Annotated in this window: 11 protein-coding genes; 9 read left to right on the plus strand and 2 right to left on the minus strand. The window is 40.9% G+C overall.

Annotation, left to right across the window (positions count from 1 at the left end; translation table 11 throughout):
* The first annotated feature begins 53 nt into the window (after positions 1–53).
* Together GGR21_RS03385 and GGR21_RS03390 are read left to right on the plus strand one after the other, a co-directional pair.
* Positions 54–2,744 carry a TonB-dependent receptor gene (locus GGR21_RS03385; RefSeq protein ID WP_183305763.1) on the plus strand — a complete coding sequence of 897 codons (2,691 nt, stop codon included), beginning with the start codon at positions 54–56 and terminating at the stop codon, positions 2,742–2,744.
* 15 nt (positions 2,745–2,759) lie between these two features.
* Positions 2,760–3,287, plus strand: a complete 528-nt coding sequence (locus tag GGR21_RS03390; protein ID WP_183305764.1) for a hypothetical protein — start codon at positions 2,760–2,762, stop codon at positions 3,285–3,287.
* Positions 3,288–3,490: 203 nt separating this feature from the next.
* Here GGR21_RS03390 and GGR21_RS03395 read toward each other — a convergent pair whose 3' ends face one another.
* Complete coding sequence (locus tag GGR21_RS03395; protein ID WP_183305765.1) at positions 3,491–4,366, minus strand: hypothetical protein; 876 nt, start codon at positions 4,364–4,366, stop codon at positions 3,491–3,493.
* A gap of 204 nt (positions 4,367–4,570) precedes the next feature.
* Between GGR21_RS03395 and GGR21_RS03400 the strand changes: the two genes are divergently transcribed.
* From GGR21_RS03400 to GGR21_RS03430, 7 genes are read left to right on the plus strand one after another with little or no spacing between them, the layout of a single operon-like run.
* Entirely contained in the window at positions 4,571–7,825 is a 3,255-nt protein-coding gene (locus GGR21_RS03400) for a SusC/RagA family TonB-linked outer membrane protein (RefSeq protein WP_183305766.1), read from the plus strand.
* Positions 7,826–7,864: 39 nt separating this feature from the next.
* Positions 7,865–9,418 (plus strand): SusD/RagB family nutrient-binding outer membrane lipoprotein, encoded by a 1,554-nt coding sequence (locus tag GGR21_RS03405; protein ID WP_183305767.1) that lies wholly within the window; start codon positions 7,865–7,867, stop codon positions 9,416–9,418.
* A gap of 9 nt (positions 9,419–9,427) precedes the next feature.
* The gene (locus tag GGR21_RS03410; protein WP_183305768.1) at positions 9,428–11,077 is read left to right on the plus strand and encodes an alkaline phosphatase family protein; all 1,650 of its coding nucleotides are present in this window, start codon (positions 9,428–9,430) and stop codon (positions 11,075–11,077) included.
* Complete coding sequence (locus tag GGR21_RS03415; RefSeq protein ID WP_183305769.1) at positions 11,077–12,351, plus strand: DUF5690 family protein; 1,275 nt, start codon at positions 11,077–11,079, stop codon at positions 12,349–12,351. The genes GGR21_RS03410 and GGR21_RS03415 overlap by 1 nt, the downstream gene beginning before the upstream one ends.
* Before the next feature lie 4 nt (positions 12,352–12,355).
* Positions 12,356–13,153, plus strand: coding sequence for a phosphonoacetaldehyde hydrolase (gene phnX / locus GGR21_RS03420; RefSeq protein ID WP_183305770.1), 798 nt, complete (start codon positions 12,356–12,358; stop codon positions 13,151–13,153).
* Complete coding sequence (phnW, locus tag GGR21_RS03425) at positions 13,153–14,235, plus strand: 2-aminoethylphosphonate--pyruvate transaminase (protein WP_183305771.1); 1,083 nt, start codon at positions 13,153–13,155, stop codon at positions 14,233–14,235. The genes phnX and phnW overlap by 1 nt, the downstream gene beginning before the upstream one ends.
* Before the next feature lie 9 nt (positions 14,236–14,244).
* Entirely contained in the window at positions 14,245–15,588 is a 1,344-nt protein-coding gene (locus tag GGR21_RS03430) for an aspartate aminotransferase family protein (RefSeq protein WP_183305772.1), read from the plus strand.
* Positions 15,589–15,704: 116 nt separating this feature from the next.
* Here the strand turns inward: GGR21_RS03430 and GGR21_RS03435 are convergent, their stop codons facing one another.
* Positions 15,705–16,661 carry a metallophosphoesterase gene (locus tag GGR21_RS03435; RefSeq protein ID WP_183305773.1) on the minus strand — a complete coding sequence of 319 codons (957 nt, stop codon included), beginning with the start codon at positions 16,659–16,661 and terminating at the stop codon, positions 15,705–15,707.
* Position 16,662 lies beyond the last annotated feature (1 nt).

A 16,662-nucleotide genomic window follows, 5' to 3' on the forward strand; every position in this document is an offset into this window, starting at 1 on the left:
TTTATGTTGCTTTGAAATATATAGAAAAGCATATAAACAAATTAAAACTTGCTATGAAACTTATCCGTTTAGTATTCATTTTACTACTTATTACTTGTTTCAATATAACACTATGTGCGCAACAGAACAGAATATCCGGAAAAATAACCGATGATAAAGGAGAGAGCTTGGCCGGGGTCAGTGTTATAGTGAAAGGTACCAGAACCGGAATTAATAGTGATCAGGAAGGGTTGTTCACCCTTTCGGATGTAAAAAGACAGAATATCCTTGTTTTTTCGTTATTAGGCTATATTACAAAAGAGATGCAGGCCAACGAAAGTATGCAGGTGACTTTACAGGAAGATACACAACTACTGAATGAAGTGGTTGTAACTACCCAAAAAAGGAGCCAAAGCAATATCGAAGTCCCGGCCGCGGTAAGCGCATTGTCAGGAGAAAACCTGACGGCTTTGAACATTAGGCAATTGGATGAATTGTCGGAGTATATCCCGGGTATGCAGATGCAATTGCAGAGTCCTAACAATCCGGGTTATGTGATCCGCGGGGTAACGTCAGACGATGGTGATTCCCGGTCTCAGCCCAGGGTTTCTGTTTTTCAGGACGGTATATCTATATCCCGGTCTCGCGGGTCTGCAGTAGAGTTGTTCGACCTGGAACGGATAGAAGTAGTTAAAGGCCCTCAGGGAACACTCTTTGGGCGTGGTGCGGAGATAGGGGCATTACACATCGTGCGTCATAAACCTGTAAATACTTTGGGCGCAGAGGTCACTCTTGGATATGGATCTCATAATCAGAAGTTAGCTTCCGGATTTATAAATACTCCTATAGTAAAAGACAAATTATTAAACCGCTTTTCATTCAACTATGAAGACAGGGATGGTTTTATCAAGAATCTTTCGGGTGGTGATCTGAATGGTAAAAATACCTGGGCAATCAGGAATTCTACGCGGTTTTTTGGTGGGGAAAATACAATTGCCGATCTTATTTTAGACTATCAACGTGACAATTACCCCGGAACTTCTTTCAAAAACGGACAATATGCCCCAGCCGGAGGAAATACAGCCCCGAATACAATGGCTGACCTGGAACAAGGTAAAAACCTTTATATAAAGAGAAATGTTGGAGGAGCCGGCTTTTTAATTGATCATACAATTAATCCAAACTGGAAATTCTCTTCTATATCCGGATTTCGCGCATTCGACTCAGATGAATCGTTCGATGCGGATGGTACCGCAGCTCCCATTCTTTGGGTTTCGGAAAAAGCGAAAGGGACACAGCTAAGTCAGGAGTTCCGCTTTAATTATGACAATAAGGATAATTTTTCAGGTTTTGTCGGAGCGAGTTATTTTTACGAAAACAATTCCCAGGAAGTACCGATGCGTATTAATGAGCAAAGTTTATATCCGGCCTATATTTCTCCTGTATTGAAAAAAATGCTGACCGACCAGTTTGCGGCAACGGGATTTTTGTCTGAAGAGCAGGTTGCCGGGATTGCCGATATGTTATTCCCTTCTACTCCAGCACTAACAGATGGCAAACCGAATTATGTAAGTAATATTCCCGACATCAGAACTACATTAGAGCAGGTATTCAGCGCTCAGATGGGTATGCCTCTGAAACTGGAGCAAATATTCGCGCAATTACCTGTAGAGACACAGCAGCAACTGATCGGAACCATTGATTTACTCTCCAATCATCCTATAAATGCTTACCATGAAGAGACGTCTAAAAATACAGGTGTGAATAACGCGGCAGAGTTCTTTGCCGACGGTACATATAAAATTACTTCCCGACTGGGAATTACCGGTGGTATCAGATTAAGTTACGAACATCAGAAAGGATCATACGAATCGGTTGGTTCAGCACAGCCAAGTATATTCGGACAGTTGATGAATCAATCTCCTAATTTGTTGAACCCTGTTTCGAATGGAAAAATTTCAGCGTCAAAAGACTATTTCTCTTATGTAGGGCGTTTGGCATTAAACTATATGTTTAACCGGAACAATATTTATGCAAGTGTATCGCGGGGCAGGCGTCCGGGCGTCGTTAGCGTGTTACCTTCTGAAACAACTTATCTTCAACCTGAAATTATCTGGAGTTACGAAACCGGAATAAAAGGGAATGTGCTCAAAGGCAGGCTTAACTATGATTTTACCATGTTTTATTATGACTGGAATCATTTCCAGACCACTTCGTTAAAGACGATCGAAGGCAGCCTCACTCCTCAATATCAGGCTAATGATGCGGGTAAAGCTCATAGTTTCGGCATCGAAACAGGCTTGAGATACCATTTTATGTCTCAGTTGAGTGCGTTTGCAAATTTCGCGTATATTGATGGCAAATTTAATGATGAAGATGAAGACGGAAATCCTCAGGAATATGCAGGAAATAGATTCCGGCTTACCCCCAAACAGACCTTTTCTCTAGGTGTGGATGCGAATATCCCATTGAAAGGCGGACAAACCATATTTATACGTCCCGCATATTCTTATAAATCGAAGGTATATTTTGAGGATGACAATACAGAGTTATTAAGCCAAAAAGGTTACGGACTATTTAATTATACAGCCGGAATTGGATTTAAAATGAATAAGATGTATTGTGAAATCAGTACCTATGGTAAGAATGCTTTTGATAAGAAATACATTATTGATGCCGGAAACAGCGGAAATACTATAGGTATGCCAACATTTATAGGAGGTAGCCCCAGTCAATACGGGGTGCAGATTAAAGTAGGATTCTAAAATTATAATACAGCAATGAAAAAAGTCTTTTTACTTATTACATTATTGGCTTCATTACTGGTAATGAACGCTCAGGTTAAAGCAGATTTGCAAGATTATACGGGACACTATGTCTTTCCGGAAGGTAGCCTTGCTGAGGACGCCGTTATCTCAATCGTAAATGATACGGTTCTGAATATTACAGCCTCGGTAGGAGAATGCGATCTGAAATATGTTGAGGGAGAAACTTTTGCCTTGCCTCAATATGGTGGCAGTATAGTATTTAATCGCAATGCGGAAAATAAGATTGATGGTTTCACTGTTTCGATACCGATGGCCGGCATAGATAGCCTGGAAGCCTGTAAAGAAGTTAAAGTTCCGGTTGAGGCTTATATCCACAGTAATAATAGAAGCAAGCAACCGGATAATGTGGCCTTAGCTGCAATAAGTTTTATGAACATTGATATGACTCTGGAATCTGATAAAACTCAAAACTCAGGAGGAAACGGAATTATAGCAGATTATCCGGACCTACTGGCTAAAATAGCTGAATCCGGAGATTAGTAAACAGAATAGAAGAATTTGTTTGGTTATAGCTACCTGTTATATTGGTTAGGTAGATCAAATTTTGGTATTTAGCTTAGTTAGCCCACTTTTAGTGGGCTTTCTTGTTATTATAAGTTTGCTGACAAGCAAGCTTTCTGATGATGTATAGTGTAAATGAATTGCCTTTTTGCTAATGAAAATATTTGCAAAGAGCCATTACATTATTTTATTGACAACAAAATTTTTTTCTCAGTGATTAAATCGTCTTGGTTAAACTGAGGAAAAGGAATAGAGCACATTTTGATTACATCTGATGAACCTGATACATAATCATAATATACTTTAAGATGATTATCAATCTCATCCTTCTCTATTATTCTCCCTGTCAGACTTTCTATATCGATCGGGGATTCATTTTTCACAAAAAGGATTCGACGAGCTATCGGATTTCTATTATAATCTAATGTCATATACATTCCCCTCAGGAATTTAACATTTTCATAAAACGGCAATTGAAGATAAATAGTTACCAATGCCAGTTGAGACTCATCTGATTCATTGAGCATGATATACATACTATACCCATGTATTACGATGGCAATTCCCGAATTTAATGAATTGTATGCATTTTTCCTGACAACATTTATTTGCCCCATTTCGCCATTTTCTAAAATAAAAGGTTCTTTCTTCAGGGCATCCCGGGCCGATGACAGGCTGTAACTATCATAAGATCCTAAATAACTTAGTGCTATATCATCAGATTTTTTTGAGAATTTATCAAGAGAATTGATAAATGTGCCTTTGCCTGGAGTGCTGATATGAGGGATGAAAGATGATAGCCGGGTGTGTATGTCTGTAATGGATGCCAATAGCCTTTTCTTTGACACATTGTTTACCTGGGATATGGCATAATCTAACGCTTCATTTTTTCCTAATTTCTCAAGATTATTCAGGTATGCGGGCAGAACAGTAGAATATATCGCCGAAACAACACTGGAAGGCATATCAATATGATTGGCGATATCCTTCATCTTTATGCCTTTCTGCCGCAAATCATTTATCTGTTTATATACTTCTTTTAGCAAATCAAAAAACATGGAGTCGTTGGTTTATCAGGCATGAAGATATTATATGCTTGTTAATTATATTTTACGAAATTGCTATATTTTCTTCCTGTTTATTGCATAAATATTAAGTAATAAAACCCCCTGTATTTTAATAAATTATTCATTATAAATTCATAGACGGAATGGTTTTGCTCACATAATTTTGAGCCAAACTAACATACAAAAGATGATTATATGGAAAATTTATTTAAAAAAAATGTAGTACTTATATGTTTTCTGTTCATGTTTTTTAGTGTATTTGCTCAGAATACATTTAAAGTTAGAGGTGTTGTTACTGATCAGAATGGAGAGATCCTTCTTGGCGCCACTATTCTGGAAAAAGGGACAAGCAATGCTACTCTGACGAATGAAAATGGCGAGTATGAATTGGCAATATCTTCGCCTGACAAAACCTTAGTATATTCTTATCTGGGAGCCTTATCTCAGGAGCTAAAGGTAAATAACAGGACATTAATTAATGTATCCTTACAGGAAAATCAACAGTTGCTCGACGAAGTGGTTGTGACTGCATTAGGAATATCGAGAGAGAAAAAAGCATTGGGATATGCAGTCCAGGACATAAAGGGAAGTGATATGGATGGTCATGTGTCTAATTTTTCATCAGCCCTTTCCGGGAAAGTTGCAGGCGTTACCGTGAATACGAACTCTACGGTGGGAGGACATAGCCGTGTTGTTATCAGGGGTGAGTCGTCATTAAATTATCAGGCAAACCAGCCGCTCTATGTAATAGACGGGATACCTGTCGGGAATGATGCCGTGCAGAACCATAGTAATGCCGACTATGGCAACAGTTCTGCTGAATTCAATCCGGATGACGTGGAATCGATAAGCGTGCTCAAAGGCGCTGCCGCATCCGCTCTCTATGGTTCCAGAGCCGCCAACGGAGTAATAATGATTACAACCAAATCCGGAAAGAACCAGAAAGGGCTGGGGATATCATACAGCGGGTCATTCTCAAGGGAAACACCCCTGAGGCTTCCTCAGTTGCAACGTCTGTTTGGGCAGGGAAACAATGGCGTATATGAAGGCAGCAACTTTGGATATAGCAATGGAGGCTTGTATCCCGATGGTGTAAACGACAGTTACGATGAAAGCTGGGGGCCTCGTTTCGATGGCAAACCCCGTGTACAGTTCGATTCACCTACCGACAATGGGTATAGGGCAGGCGACGTATATTTGCAGGATCGCGGTAACCCCATCGCGACACCATGGGTAGCCCATCCCGATAATCTAAAAGACTTTTTCGATTCGGGATATACCCGTGTGCACAATGTAGCTATTAGTAATGCCAATGACAAAGGAAGCTTCAGGGCATCTTATACCAATCATAATCAGGAAGGATTGACTCCTAATAATAAAATGACACGCAATACTTTCAATATAAACTCAACTTACGAAATCAACAAGTGGGTTGACGCCTCATTCGTGGGTAATTATATTAAAACCAAAAGTACCAATCGCCCCGATTTAGGTTATGGCCGCGAAACGCCAATGTATTTCTTCATTTGGTTACCTCAAAGTAACAATATAAATAGTTATAAGAACTACTGGACTACCGGCATGGAAGGGATACATCAGTTTCAGGGGAACTATGGGGAAAATCACAATAACCCGTATTTCTATCAGTATGAAAATACTTCGGAGCAAAATAAGGATAAATTTTTTGGTAATCTGAAATTTGACGTAAAGCTAAATGATAAACTGAAGTTCATGCTTCGGGGTGGTACAGATTTTTACAGCGATTTTCGACCTCGTAAAATGGCTGTAAGTACGGCAGACTATCCGGAAGGTTTTTATCAAGAAACGAAAATTACTTTTCAGGAAAATAACTTTGACGGGCTCTTAACCTATAACACTACCATAAATAAGGACATCAGCCTCATTGCCAATTTGGGAGCCAACCAAATGGATCGTAAACAAAGGACATCCATAAATACGGCGAATAGCCTGATTATTCCGGGTCTTTATTCTTTGGGCAACTCTAAAGAACGTCCTTCTGTGTCGGCATATGGATATCATAAACGTATCAATAGCGTGTATGGAAACGTTCTGTTAGATTATAAAAGAACAGTGTTTTTAGACCTGTCGGGACGAAATGACTGGTCCAGTACCTTACCTGAGGATAAAAATTCCTATTTCTATCCCGCCATTACAGCAAGTGTGTTGATAAATGAAGTGGCTAACCTGCCATCATATATAGACATGCTGAAAATAAGGGGAGGCTATGCACAGGTAGGTAATGATACCGACCCTTACAATCTGCGTACGACTTATTCCTATGGCGGATTTTACGGAAATTATGCGCTTATTTCGGAAGAAAGCGCGTTAAAAAACAAAAACTTAAAGCCTGAACTTATTACCACAATAGAGGGTGGTCTCGAACTAATGATGTTTAATAATCGGTTGAGCGTCGATCTTAGTTGGTACCAATCCGATTCGAAAGACCAGATTCTTAACCTGCAATCGACTCCGACATCAGGATACGGAAGCCAGGTTATCAATGCCGGAAAACTCCGAAATACAGGATTTGAACTGGTACTGGGTGCTACTCCCATTAAACTGTCTAATGGATTTGAATGGAATGTAAATGTAAATTTTGCAACAAATAGAGGAAAAGTCTTAGAGTTGGCTGAAGGCTTGGATGAGCTCGTTGTATCTGCTCCCGGCGAGGATGCAAAAATGGTGGCTAAGGTTGGAGAACGGTTAGGTCAGCTATACGGACCTGGATTTGAACGTGTCAAAGAAGGCCCTATGAAAGGTGAAATTATCATCGGGGCGAATGGGTTGCCGGTGATGACCGAAGATCCTATCCTGTTAGGAAATGTAAATCCTGATTGGACGGCCGGTATATATAACAGTTTCTCATTCAAAGGATTTTCTCTTAGCTGCCTGTTCGATATCCGTCAGGGCGGAGTATTTGTATCCCGCACACTCAACAAGGGAATTGGCTCAGGGCAATTGGTAGAAACCGAAACAGGGCGTGGCGCCCGCCAGATAGGTACGGAGTACGACGACCCTTATTACCTTGAGGGTGCTGCTCAGCTACCCGATGGAACATATACCCCTAACCTGACGATACATGATGGAACCTACAGTCAGGGCGTATATGGCACTGATGCCCGTGGTTTTCACAAAAATTACTATGACCACAATTCCGAAGCACAAAAACTGGATGCATCGTTTGTAAAACTCAGGGAACTTAAGTTCGGATACCAGTTTCCACAAAAAATGCTGCAAAAAGTACACCTGAAAAATGCTGGCATCTACCTGTTCGGAAGAGATCTCCTTTTGTTCACTGACGGGAAAAACAAACATATAGATCCGGAGAATGCAATGGCTAACACAGGAAACGGCCTTGTTTTAGGTTTCGAAAATCTGAGTATCCCAACTTCCAAAAGTATAGGGATACAGTTAAATCTGAGTTTCTAAACAGGCTCTTTTGTACAATATTTAAAAACAAATTTCCGTATGAAAAAGATATATAAATTCATTTCAATCATTTTGGGCTTTCTATTTATACAGTCTTGTACAAATGATTTCGAAGACATAAATACAAATCCAAACAGCCCCGAAGAAATTAAACAGGTAGAACTATTACTGCCTTCCATTATCAATAGCGCATCGAGGTCATATTTCAGCAACACTTTGTCGAGAGGGACAATCGTTTGCGATTATTTGGAAGATACGTTCACAAGCATGTTTGCCAGCGCATTCAATGCTACAGATACAGAACGGTATTATTTCGGTTGCCTGCGCGATGTACAAAATATAATCGATGCGTCCGACGCGGAAGCAAATCCCCACATGCTGGGAATAGGAATTACATTAAAGTCGTGGATGTTTCAGGTAATGACTGATATGTACGGGGACTTTCCTTATTCGCAAGCCCTGAAAAACAAAACCGAAGGGAATAAATATCCGGTATATGACAAGCAGGAAGATATCTATTACGATCTGATAGCGAAACTCGATGAGGCCAATACGCTTCTTGGTAAAAATTCGGCGGAGAACATATCCAAAGATATCCTGTTCGATGGGGATGCGGTCAAATGGCAGAAGTTTGCAAACGGTCTTCGCATACGCCTCCTGATGAGAATATCTGATAAATCCGGACTGAAAATAAATGTAGCGCAACTTCTACAGGAGATGGTATCTAATCCGGCAAAATACCCGTTATTCGAAAGCAATGCCGACAATGCTGTTTTTACTTTTCTGAACGAGGAGGGCAATTATGCACCATCTTACACCAATACGCCGGCCGATTTTAACAACAGCCGTTTTATGGCAACCACTTTAGCGGCTAATCTCGAAGCATTGAACGACAACAGGATACATGCCTATGCCAGCCCTACAAAAAACAGTGTGGTACAAGGCAACCCTCAGTTTGCAGGCGTGCCTAACTGTCTGAACACAGCCGATGAGATTAACTTCAATGGAGGTACGAATGATAATTCAACCTTGAGCAACATTTTTCTTCCCCGGTCTATCGACCCTGCTATTGCTTCGCCAACAGCGGCTCAAACCATTATCTTAACCTACAGTGAGATACAGTTGCATTTAGCCGAAGCGCGGGAAAGAGGGCTGATTTCGACAGGCAATGCCGAAACTTATTACAGGGAAGGCATCAATGCCAGTTTCGAATATTGGGCGAGCCGCGTGCCTTCATATTTCACCTATCCTGCAAGCAGCAATATTTTGCCGCAGAATGACTATATGACACAACCGGCAGTGGCCTATACCGGGACACAAGCCCAAAAGCTCGAAAAAATATATACCCAGAAATGGATTGCGCTCTTTTTCTGCGGCTTCGAGGGTTGGAGTGAATGGCGAAGAACCGGTATCCCCCATCAAATATCGACAACGCCTCCCGGCGGATATAACAGCAGCAGTGCTATAAATGAATGGCCTCGCCGCATCCCGTATCCTCAATTCGAACAAAATTATAATAACAAAAACTATAAAGAGGCTGTTGGCCGACAAGGTGCCGATAATCTGACTACCCGTATTTGGATAGATAAATAATAAATGATGATGAAAAAGATATTTTTGATAATAGCGATCCTGTTTCAGCTAAACGCTGTAGCCCAGCAACCTGCAACAGGTATTGAACATGTAATTGTAATAGGTATTGATGCCTTGAGTGTAGAAGGATTAAAAAAAGCCTCAACACCGAATATGGACAAACTTATTCGCAACGGAGCTTTATGTGAACATGTCAGGACAGTACAACCGTCATCCAGCGCTGCCAACTGGGGATCTATGCTGATGGGAGCCGGAACCGAGATACACGGGGTAACGAACAACGATTGGCGGATAAATGACCATAGCCTCAAGGCTGTGGTAGTAGATAAACAGGGATTTTTTCCTACAGTATTGAGTGTAATCAGGGCGCAGCGTGCAGATGCCGAACTGGGGATGATATATCATTGGAGTGGTTTTGGCGACCTTTTTGAGAAGGGCTTGGCTTCCGTCGATAAGACTTATCCCACTCAGGAGGAAACAGCTTTAGCTATGGCCGCGTATATAAAAGAAAAGAAACCGATGTTTTTATTTTCACAATTCGATGATGTGGATGCGGCCGGACACCACGACGGGCACATGTCGCAAGGCTATATGGATTGTATCGGCAGAACCGATTCATTGGTCGGTATCATTGTTGATGCAGTGAAAGAAGCCGGTATAGAGAATAAGACAATGATTATGATTGTTTCGGATCATGGTGGTATTGGATTGGGACACGGAGGTACAACCCAGGAGGAAATAACAGTTCCTTTTATTTTAAGAGGAAAAGGGATAAAACAAAATTATTCTATTCCTACCGAGGTATATATGTTTGATGTAGCGCCTACCATCACTTATGCTTTGGGTCTGAAAGAGCCTTATGCATGGCGCGGAAAAGCTATCCGATGTGCATTCGAAGGTAACGACTCCCCCATTGATCCTTTACCTTTGATACGATTTGCAAATCCGCCTAAAATTAATGGAGGACGAGCATCTGCAGCTCAGCAGGGAGGTTTGTATGTAGATAAAACGGCAATAGTTAAGATAGAAGGAAACGATTCTTCCGATAAGATTTATTATACGACGGATGGCACCGATCCAACACAAGAATCGAAATTATATACAGCGCCGTTCACTCTAAACAAAACAACTGTAGTGAAAGCCAAATCTTTCGGAAAGAACGATACTGAAAGTTTTATATCGGAGGCTTACTTCCGTATTGTAAGCAGTAATGAGGCAAATGGCGTGAATGTCAGCTACTTTGAAGGCAAAGAGTGGAACAGTGTACCTGATTTTCGTCCCCTGAGTCCCGATAAGACATGGAAAAGTCCGGAAATAAGTCTCGACCGTGAGTATATTAAGTCTTTAATGCCGGAAGGAAAGAGTTCATTAGGATTACAATTCGAGTCTCTTCTTGAGATTGATCAGGACGGAGAATACACCTTTTATCTCCAATCGGATGATGGCAGCCTGTTATATGTAAATGACCAATTGGTTGTAAATAACGATGGTGATCATGGGGTGATAGAAAAGCAGGGCACGGTAAAACTCACAAAGGGGAGACATCATATCCGCGTAGGATTCATCAATGTTGGTGGAGGCTTTTGGATAGAGACTCTGTACAGAGGCCCCGGCATTCCGAAACAAATTATCCCGGCTAATAAATTATTCTTGAGATAATGGGAGTTAAGGCGCAAAAGCAACCATCCGATATTCTGTTCATTATCTGGGCCGGAGGCGGGTCATTATTTGCTTATTTTCTGGTTTATACATTACGGAAAGCATTTACTGCTTCTACTTTCGACGGACTGGAACTTTTTAGTCTGGACTATAAAGTGGTTATCAGTATAAGCCAGATATCGGGTTACCTGTTGGCGAAATTTCTTGGTATCAAATTCGTCTCGGAACTCAAGCGCAATCACCGCCTGCCCGTAATTGTCATATCGGCAGCCTGTGCCGAACTGTCTTTGGTCTTATTTGGGGCTATCTCATATCCGTTCAACTTTTTTTGCCTGTTCTTCAATGGATTGTCGTTGGGTTGTATGTGGGGTTTCCTGTTCTCCTATCTCGAAGGGCGGAAGCTGACCGATATTTTAGCCAGTTTTTTGGGCGTAAGTATGGTCGTTAGTTCGGGAGCGGCAAAATCGCTTGGGCTTTTTGTCCTTGATATGGATGTAAGCCCTTTCTGGATGCCGGCAGTTATAGGGGCGGTTACTTTCCCGCTATTGGTTACGATAGCCTGTTTTCTGGATCGCTTGCCCGACCCGACGGATGAAGATAAAGCAAATCGCACGGAACGTATCCCGCTCGGAGGAAAGCAACGGATGTCATTGTTGAAGAAGTATAGTACATTGCTGATACCATTTCTTATTGTCAATGTCCTGTATACTGTGCTGCGTGATATAAAGGAAGATTTTTTAGTAGATATTCTAAGGCATACGAGCATAAATCTTACCTCTTTTTTGTTTGTGCAGGTAGATTCCGTTATAACGATCATTCTCTTGGTAGTATTTGGTGCGATGATTTTAATTAAAGATAATGCAAAATCCCTGAATATATTGCTGTTGTTGATGATGACCGGTTCCCTGTTTGTCCTGTTTACTTCTTTATTTTTTAATCAATTAAGCACCACCCCGGTTACCTGGTTGTTTTTGCAGAGTATAGGTATCTATACGGCATACCTGGCATTTCAGACTATATTCTTCGATCGTTTTATTGCTTGTTTCAGGATTGCAGGCAATGTCGGTTTCTTTATCTATTTAGCCGATTTTCTTGGGTATTTGTTTTCCTGTGTTTTCTTACTTGGAAAGTCGGTTTTAGGATTTGAAATTAATTGGCTGCAATATTATAATTCCCTGTCGATAGGAATTAGTTTGATCTGTATTTTATCTATTACAATTGCTTTAAAAGTGCTGTATAATAAACAAAGAAGTTTAACCCTTGTAAAAATATAAAATAATGTCAAAAGAAAAACAAATAGAATGCGTTGTTATGGATTGGGCAGGTACAGCCATCGATTTTGGATGTTTCGCACCTGTAGACGCTTTTGTAAAAGCATTCCGGGATTTTAATATTAAAGTCACAACGGACGAAGTCCGTATCCCTATGGGAATGGCTAAAATAGAACATATAAGGCAATTGCTTCGGATGAGCCGGGTCAATAGCGAATTCAAGGCCTTATACGATAGGGATTGGGTGGAATCAGATGTTGTAAAACTGAATCAATTCTTTGAGAAATATCTTTTTTCTACGTTGTCTGAATATACTGATCCCATACCTTACGTTGTAGACACATTAAATACTCTCCGGATTAAGAATATCAAAATTGGTTCTACAACCGGTTACACACGCAAGATGATGGATATTGTAGAGCCTGCCGCAGGTATGAAGGGGTATGTGGTTGACAATTGTGTTACACCGGATGATTTACCAATGGGACGCCCCGCACCATTTATGATTTTCAGGAACATGATTGATTTGAATATTCAAAATCCGGATTGTGTGGTCAAAGTTGGTGATACAGTCGAAGATATCCGTGAAGGAATAAATGCTAAAGTATGGACAGTGGGTGTTGTGATGGGAAGCAGTATGCTTGGTATATCTGAATATGAGGCAAATGAAATGCCCGAAACCGTGTTAACTGAGAAAATGAATATAGTCAGATCCGAAATGTCAGCCACAGGGGCACATTATGTAATTGATTCAATAACAGAACTTCCCCAAGTTATAGAACAAATTAATACGAATATAAAATAATGAAACCATATATATTATTAACACCCGGCCCCCTGACTACCTCGCCAACAGTAAAAGAGAAAATGATGGTGGATTACTGTACATGGGACGACGACTATAATATATCAATAGTACAAAATATCAGGGATCGCCTGGTTGCTTTAGCCACAAAACATACAGCAGACTATACATCCGTCTTGTTACAGGGTAGCGGAACGTATGCTGTTGAAGCTACAATAACCTGTTCCATGTCGCAAAAAGACAAAGTGTTAATACTCACGAATGGTACATATGGCGACCGGATGATAACTATTTGCCAATATGCAAAACTAAATTATGAAGTATTGGCATTTGGAGAGGCAGAACCTCTATCATTATCTGAGTTAGATTCTTCTCTGCAAAAGATGAACGATATTACACATGTGGCGTTTGTTCATTGCGAAACTACTTCGGGTATATTGAATCCATTGGAAGACTTGTGCCTGATCGCGAAAAAACACAATAAAACGCTTATTGTAGATGCCATGAGCAGTTTTGGAGGAATACCGTTCGATATAGGTAGTCTGGGTATTGATTATATGATAAGCAGTGCAAACAAATGCATAGAAGGTGTTCCCGGATTTGCCTTTATTATAGCCAGACATAGCGAATTGGAAAGATGTAAGGGAAACTCAAAAAGTTTGTCACTGGATATATATGCTCAATGGAAAACAATGGAAGATGGCAATGGAAAATGGCGATTTACTTCTCCAACCCATACCGTAAGAGCTTTTAAGCAGGCTCTGGATGAGCTTGACGCCGAAGGAGGGATAGAAAGCAGATATAAAAGATATAAGGAAAATCAACAGATATTGGCTCAGGGAATGAAATCGTTAGGATACAATATCTTATTACCGGAAGATATACAGTCGCCAATTATATCTTCATTTGAATATCCGGATGAAAATTTCTCATTCAAAGATTTTTATACAAAACTGAAAGAACAGGGATTCGTTATTTATCCCGGAAAAATATCGGGGACGGATACATTCAGAATCGGCTCTATCGGCCAAATATATCCAACCGATATGAAGAAACTAATAGAAGCGATATCATCATTATAACCACAATATATGTTACAGGATTTAAGGAGTGAAGGGGATGTTAATCTTTCACGTCTACACACAGTCTGGCAAAATAAGTTGCAGGAAACAGAGGCCTCCCGTTTTCTCGAACGCGACAAAAGCCAATATCTTCATCAGTCACTTTCTACTCCATGCCTCGATGTGTTGGATAGGGCGGAGGGTGTATATTTATATGCCAAAAGTGGGAAAAAATATATTGACTTTCATGGCAACAATGTTCATCAGTTAGGACACAAGAATCCTTATATTGTTGACCGTATCAAAACACAGATGGATGTGCTTCCATTTTCGCCCCGCCGTTTTACGAATGAACCTGCAATCGAATGTGCCGAAAAGCTTGCAAGCCTGATGCCTTCAGACCTGAATAGGGTATTGTTTGCCCCTGCCGGGACATTGGCAGTAGGAATAGCTTTGAAGCTTGCCCGTGTCGTAACAGGAAAATATAAAGTCGTTTCGGTGTGGGACGCTTTTCATGGTGCCTCAATGGATGCTATTGCAGTCGGAGGAGAGGCTCAGTTTAGGGCAGGCATAGGGCCTTTATTTCCCGGAGTGGAGCGTATTCCCCCACCGATGCTTTATAGAGGTGTTTTTGAAACAGATAATGATTCTATATATGCTGATTATCTCGAATACGTTGTGCAAAAAGAAGGAGATATTGGAGCTTTCATCATCGAAACTATCCGTAATACTGATGTACAGATACCATCATTGGCATATTGGAAACGGGTACGCGAAATATGTGATAAATATAATATCCTGTTGATTCTGGATGAAATTCCAATCGCTTTCGGAAGAAGCGGCAAGATGTTTGCTTTCGAGCACTTTGGGATAGAACCCGATATTATCTGTATTGGAAAAGGTATGGGAGGCGGAATATTTCCAATGGCCGGAATAGTTGTCCGCGAATCGTTTAATATAGCTAAAGACATCTCGCTGGGGCATTATACGCATGAAAAATCTCCTTTAGGCTGTGTTGCTACTTTGGCTACGATAGAATATATTGAACAGAATAATATATTATTGAAGGTACAAGAGGATCAAGCCTATATAAAGGAGCGTTTAGATACGTTGCAATCCATGTACTCCAGTATCGGAGATGTCAGGGGAATTGGTGCTCTGTGGGGAATTGAGTTAGTAAAAGACCGAAAGACGAAAGAACCTGCATCCGATCTGGCCGAAACCATACTATATCGATGTTTGGATAATGGGCTGAGCTTTAAGGTGTCGAAAGGAAATATAATACAACTATCTCCTCCTCTTACCATCTCCAAAAAAGAATTGGACACATCTTTTGATATATTAAGGAATGCATTTAAAAGCTCGATAAATTAGCACAAAACATAAAGAGGTCTCAAAAGTAAATTTATCTCTTTGAGAATTACAGACCGAAGAAAAAGGGGCTTGTCCAATATCGAGGATAGCCCCATTATAATAGATATTAATCATGCTTATTTTTTTACACGCTGAATACTATGCAGGGGTACCGCATTCTGATCGAGCATGATAAGTTTTAGTGTGTCAGGGGTGACAGAAACTACAGAAAAGCCAGCCTCTCCCGAGCTAAACTGCATACCTTCGATAGGTACAACCTCACGGCTCAATGACCCGGACGAATTGACTACATAATCTATATCGCTACCCTCCATACGGATATGCTGGAAATTGTGTATGTGCCCGCATATATAAAAGTCTACTCCTCCACGGCGCAGAATCGGGTCGAGACGTGCCTGCATATCTATGCGTTCCTCATCGTCTTTATTCGTTCCGGCATAGATGGGATGATGTCCTACCACAATTTTCCATGTTTCCTGCGAAGCAGTCAGTACTGAGTCAACCCATTGCAGTTGGCGATCCATATCCTGCTTGCCTGCATCGGAATATTCTTCGTCATTGCGGTATTTATCTATTAATGGAGCCGTGTCGATAAATACAAGTCGCAAAGATGCGCCTTCTTCCACCTCGTATTTACGGGTGTAATACCGTGCAGGCATTACCCACCTGCGGCTAACCGCAGAATAATCTATTACGGCTTGTGGGTTACCCTGGTATTCGTGGTTACCGAGTATAGGAAGCCATTCCACCTGTAATTCGGGATGCTCATAGATGAGTTCGTAATTGGTCATCCACAGCGGGTCATCTATGCTTTGTACTCCCAAATAATGGTGTATGTCACCGGCGGCAACCACAAATTCTATATCGACCCTTTCGGCCAGCAACCCCATTTCATTGGCAATAGGTTTCTGCAAGTAATGGCCATTGCGGCCAAGGTCATTGGCTACGATGAAGTTGAGCGCATTCTCCGGAAGCTCGGATAATTTGCTGTTGTTTTCTTCTTTTTTTACTCCAATCTTACTGCAACTGCCCAGCAGGATGAGTATCAGCATTGAAAATAGTATTCTTTTCATA

This window comes from Dysgonomonas hofstadii (assembly GCF_014196915.1).
GTDB lineage: Bacteria > Bacteroidota > Bacteroidia > Bacteroidales > Dysgonomonadaceae > Dysgonomonas > Dysgonomonas hofstadii.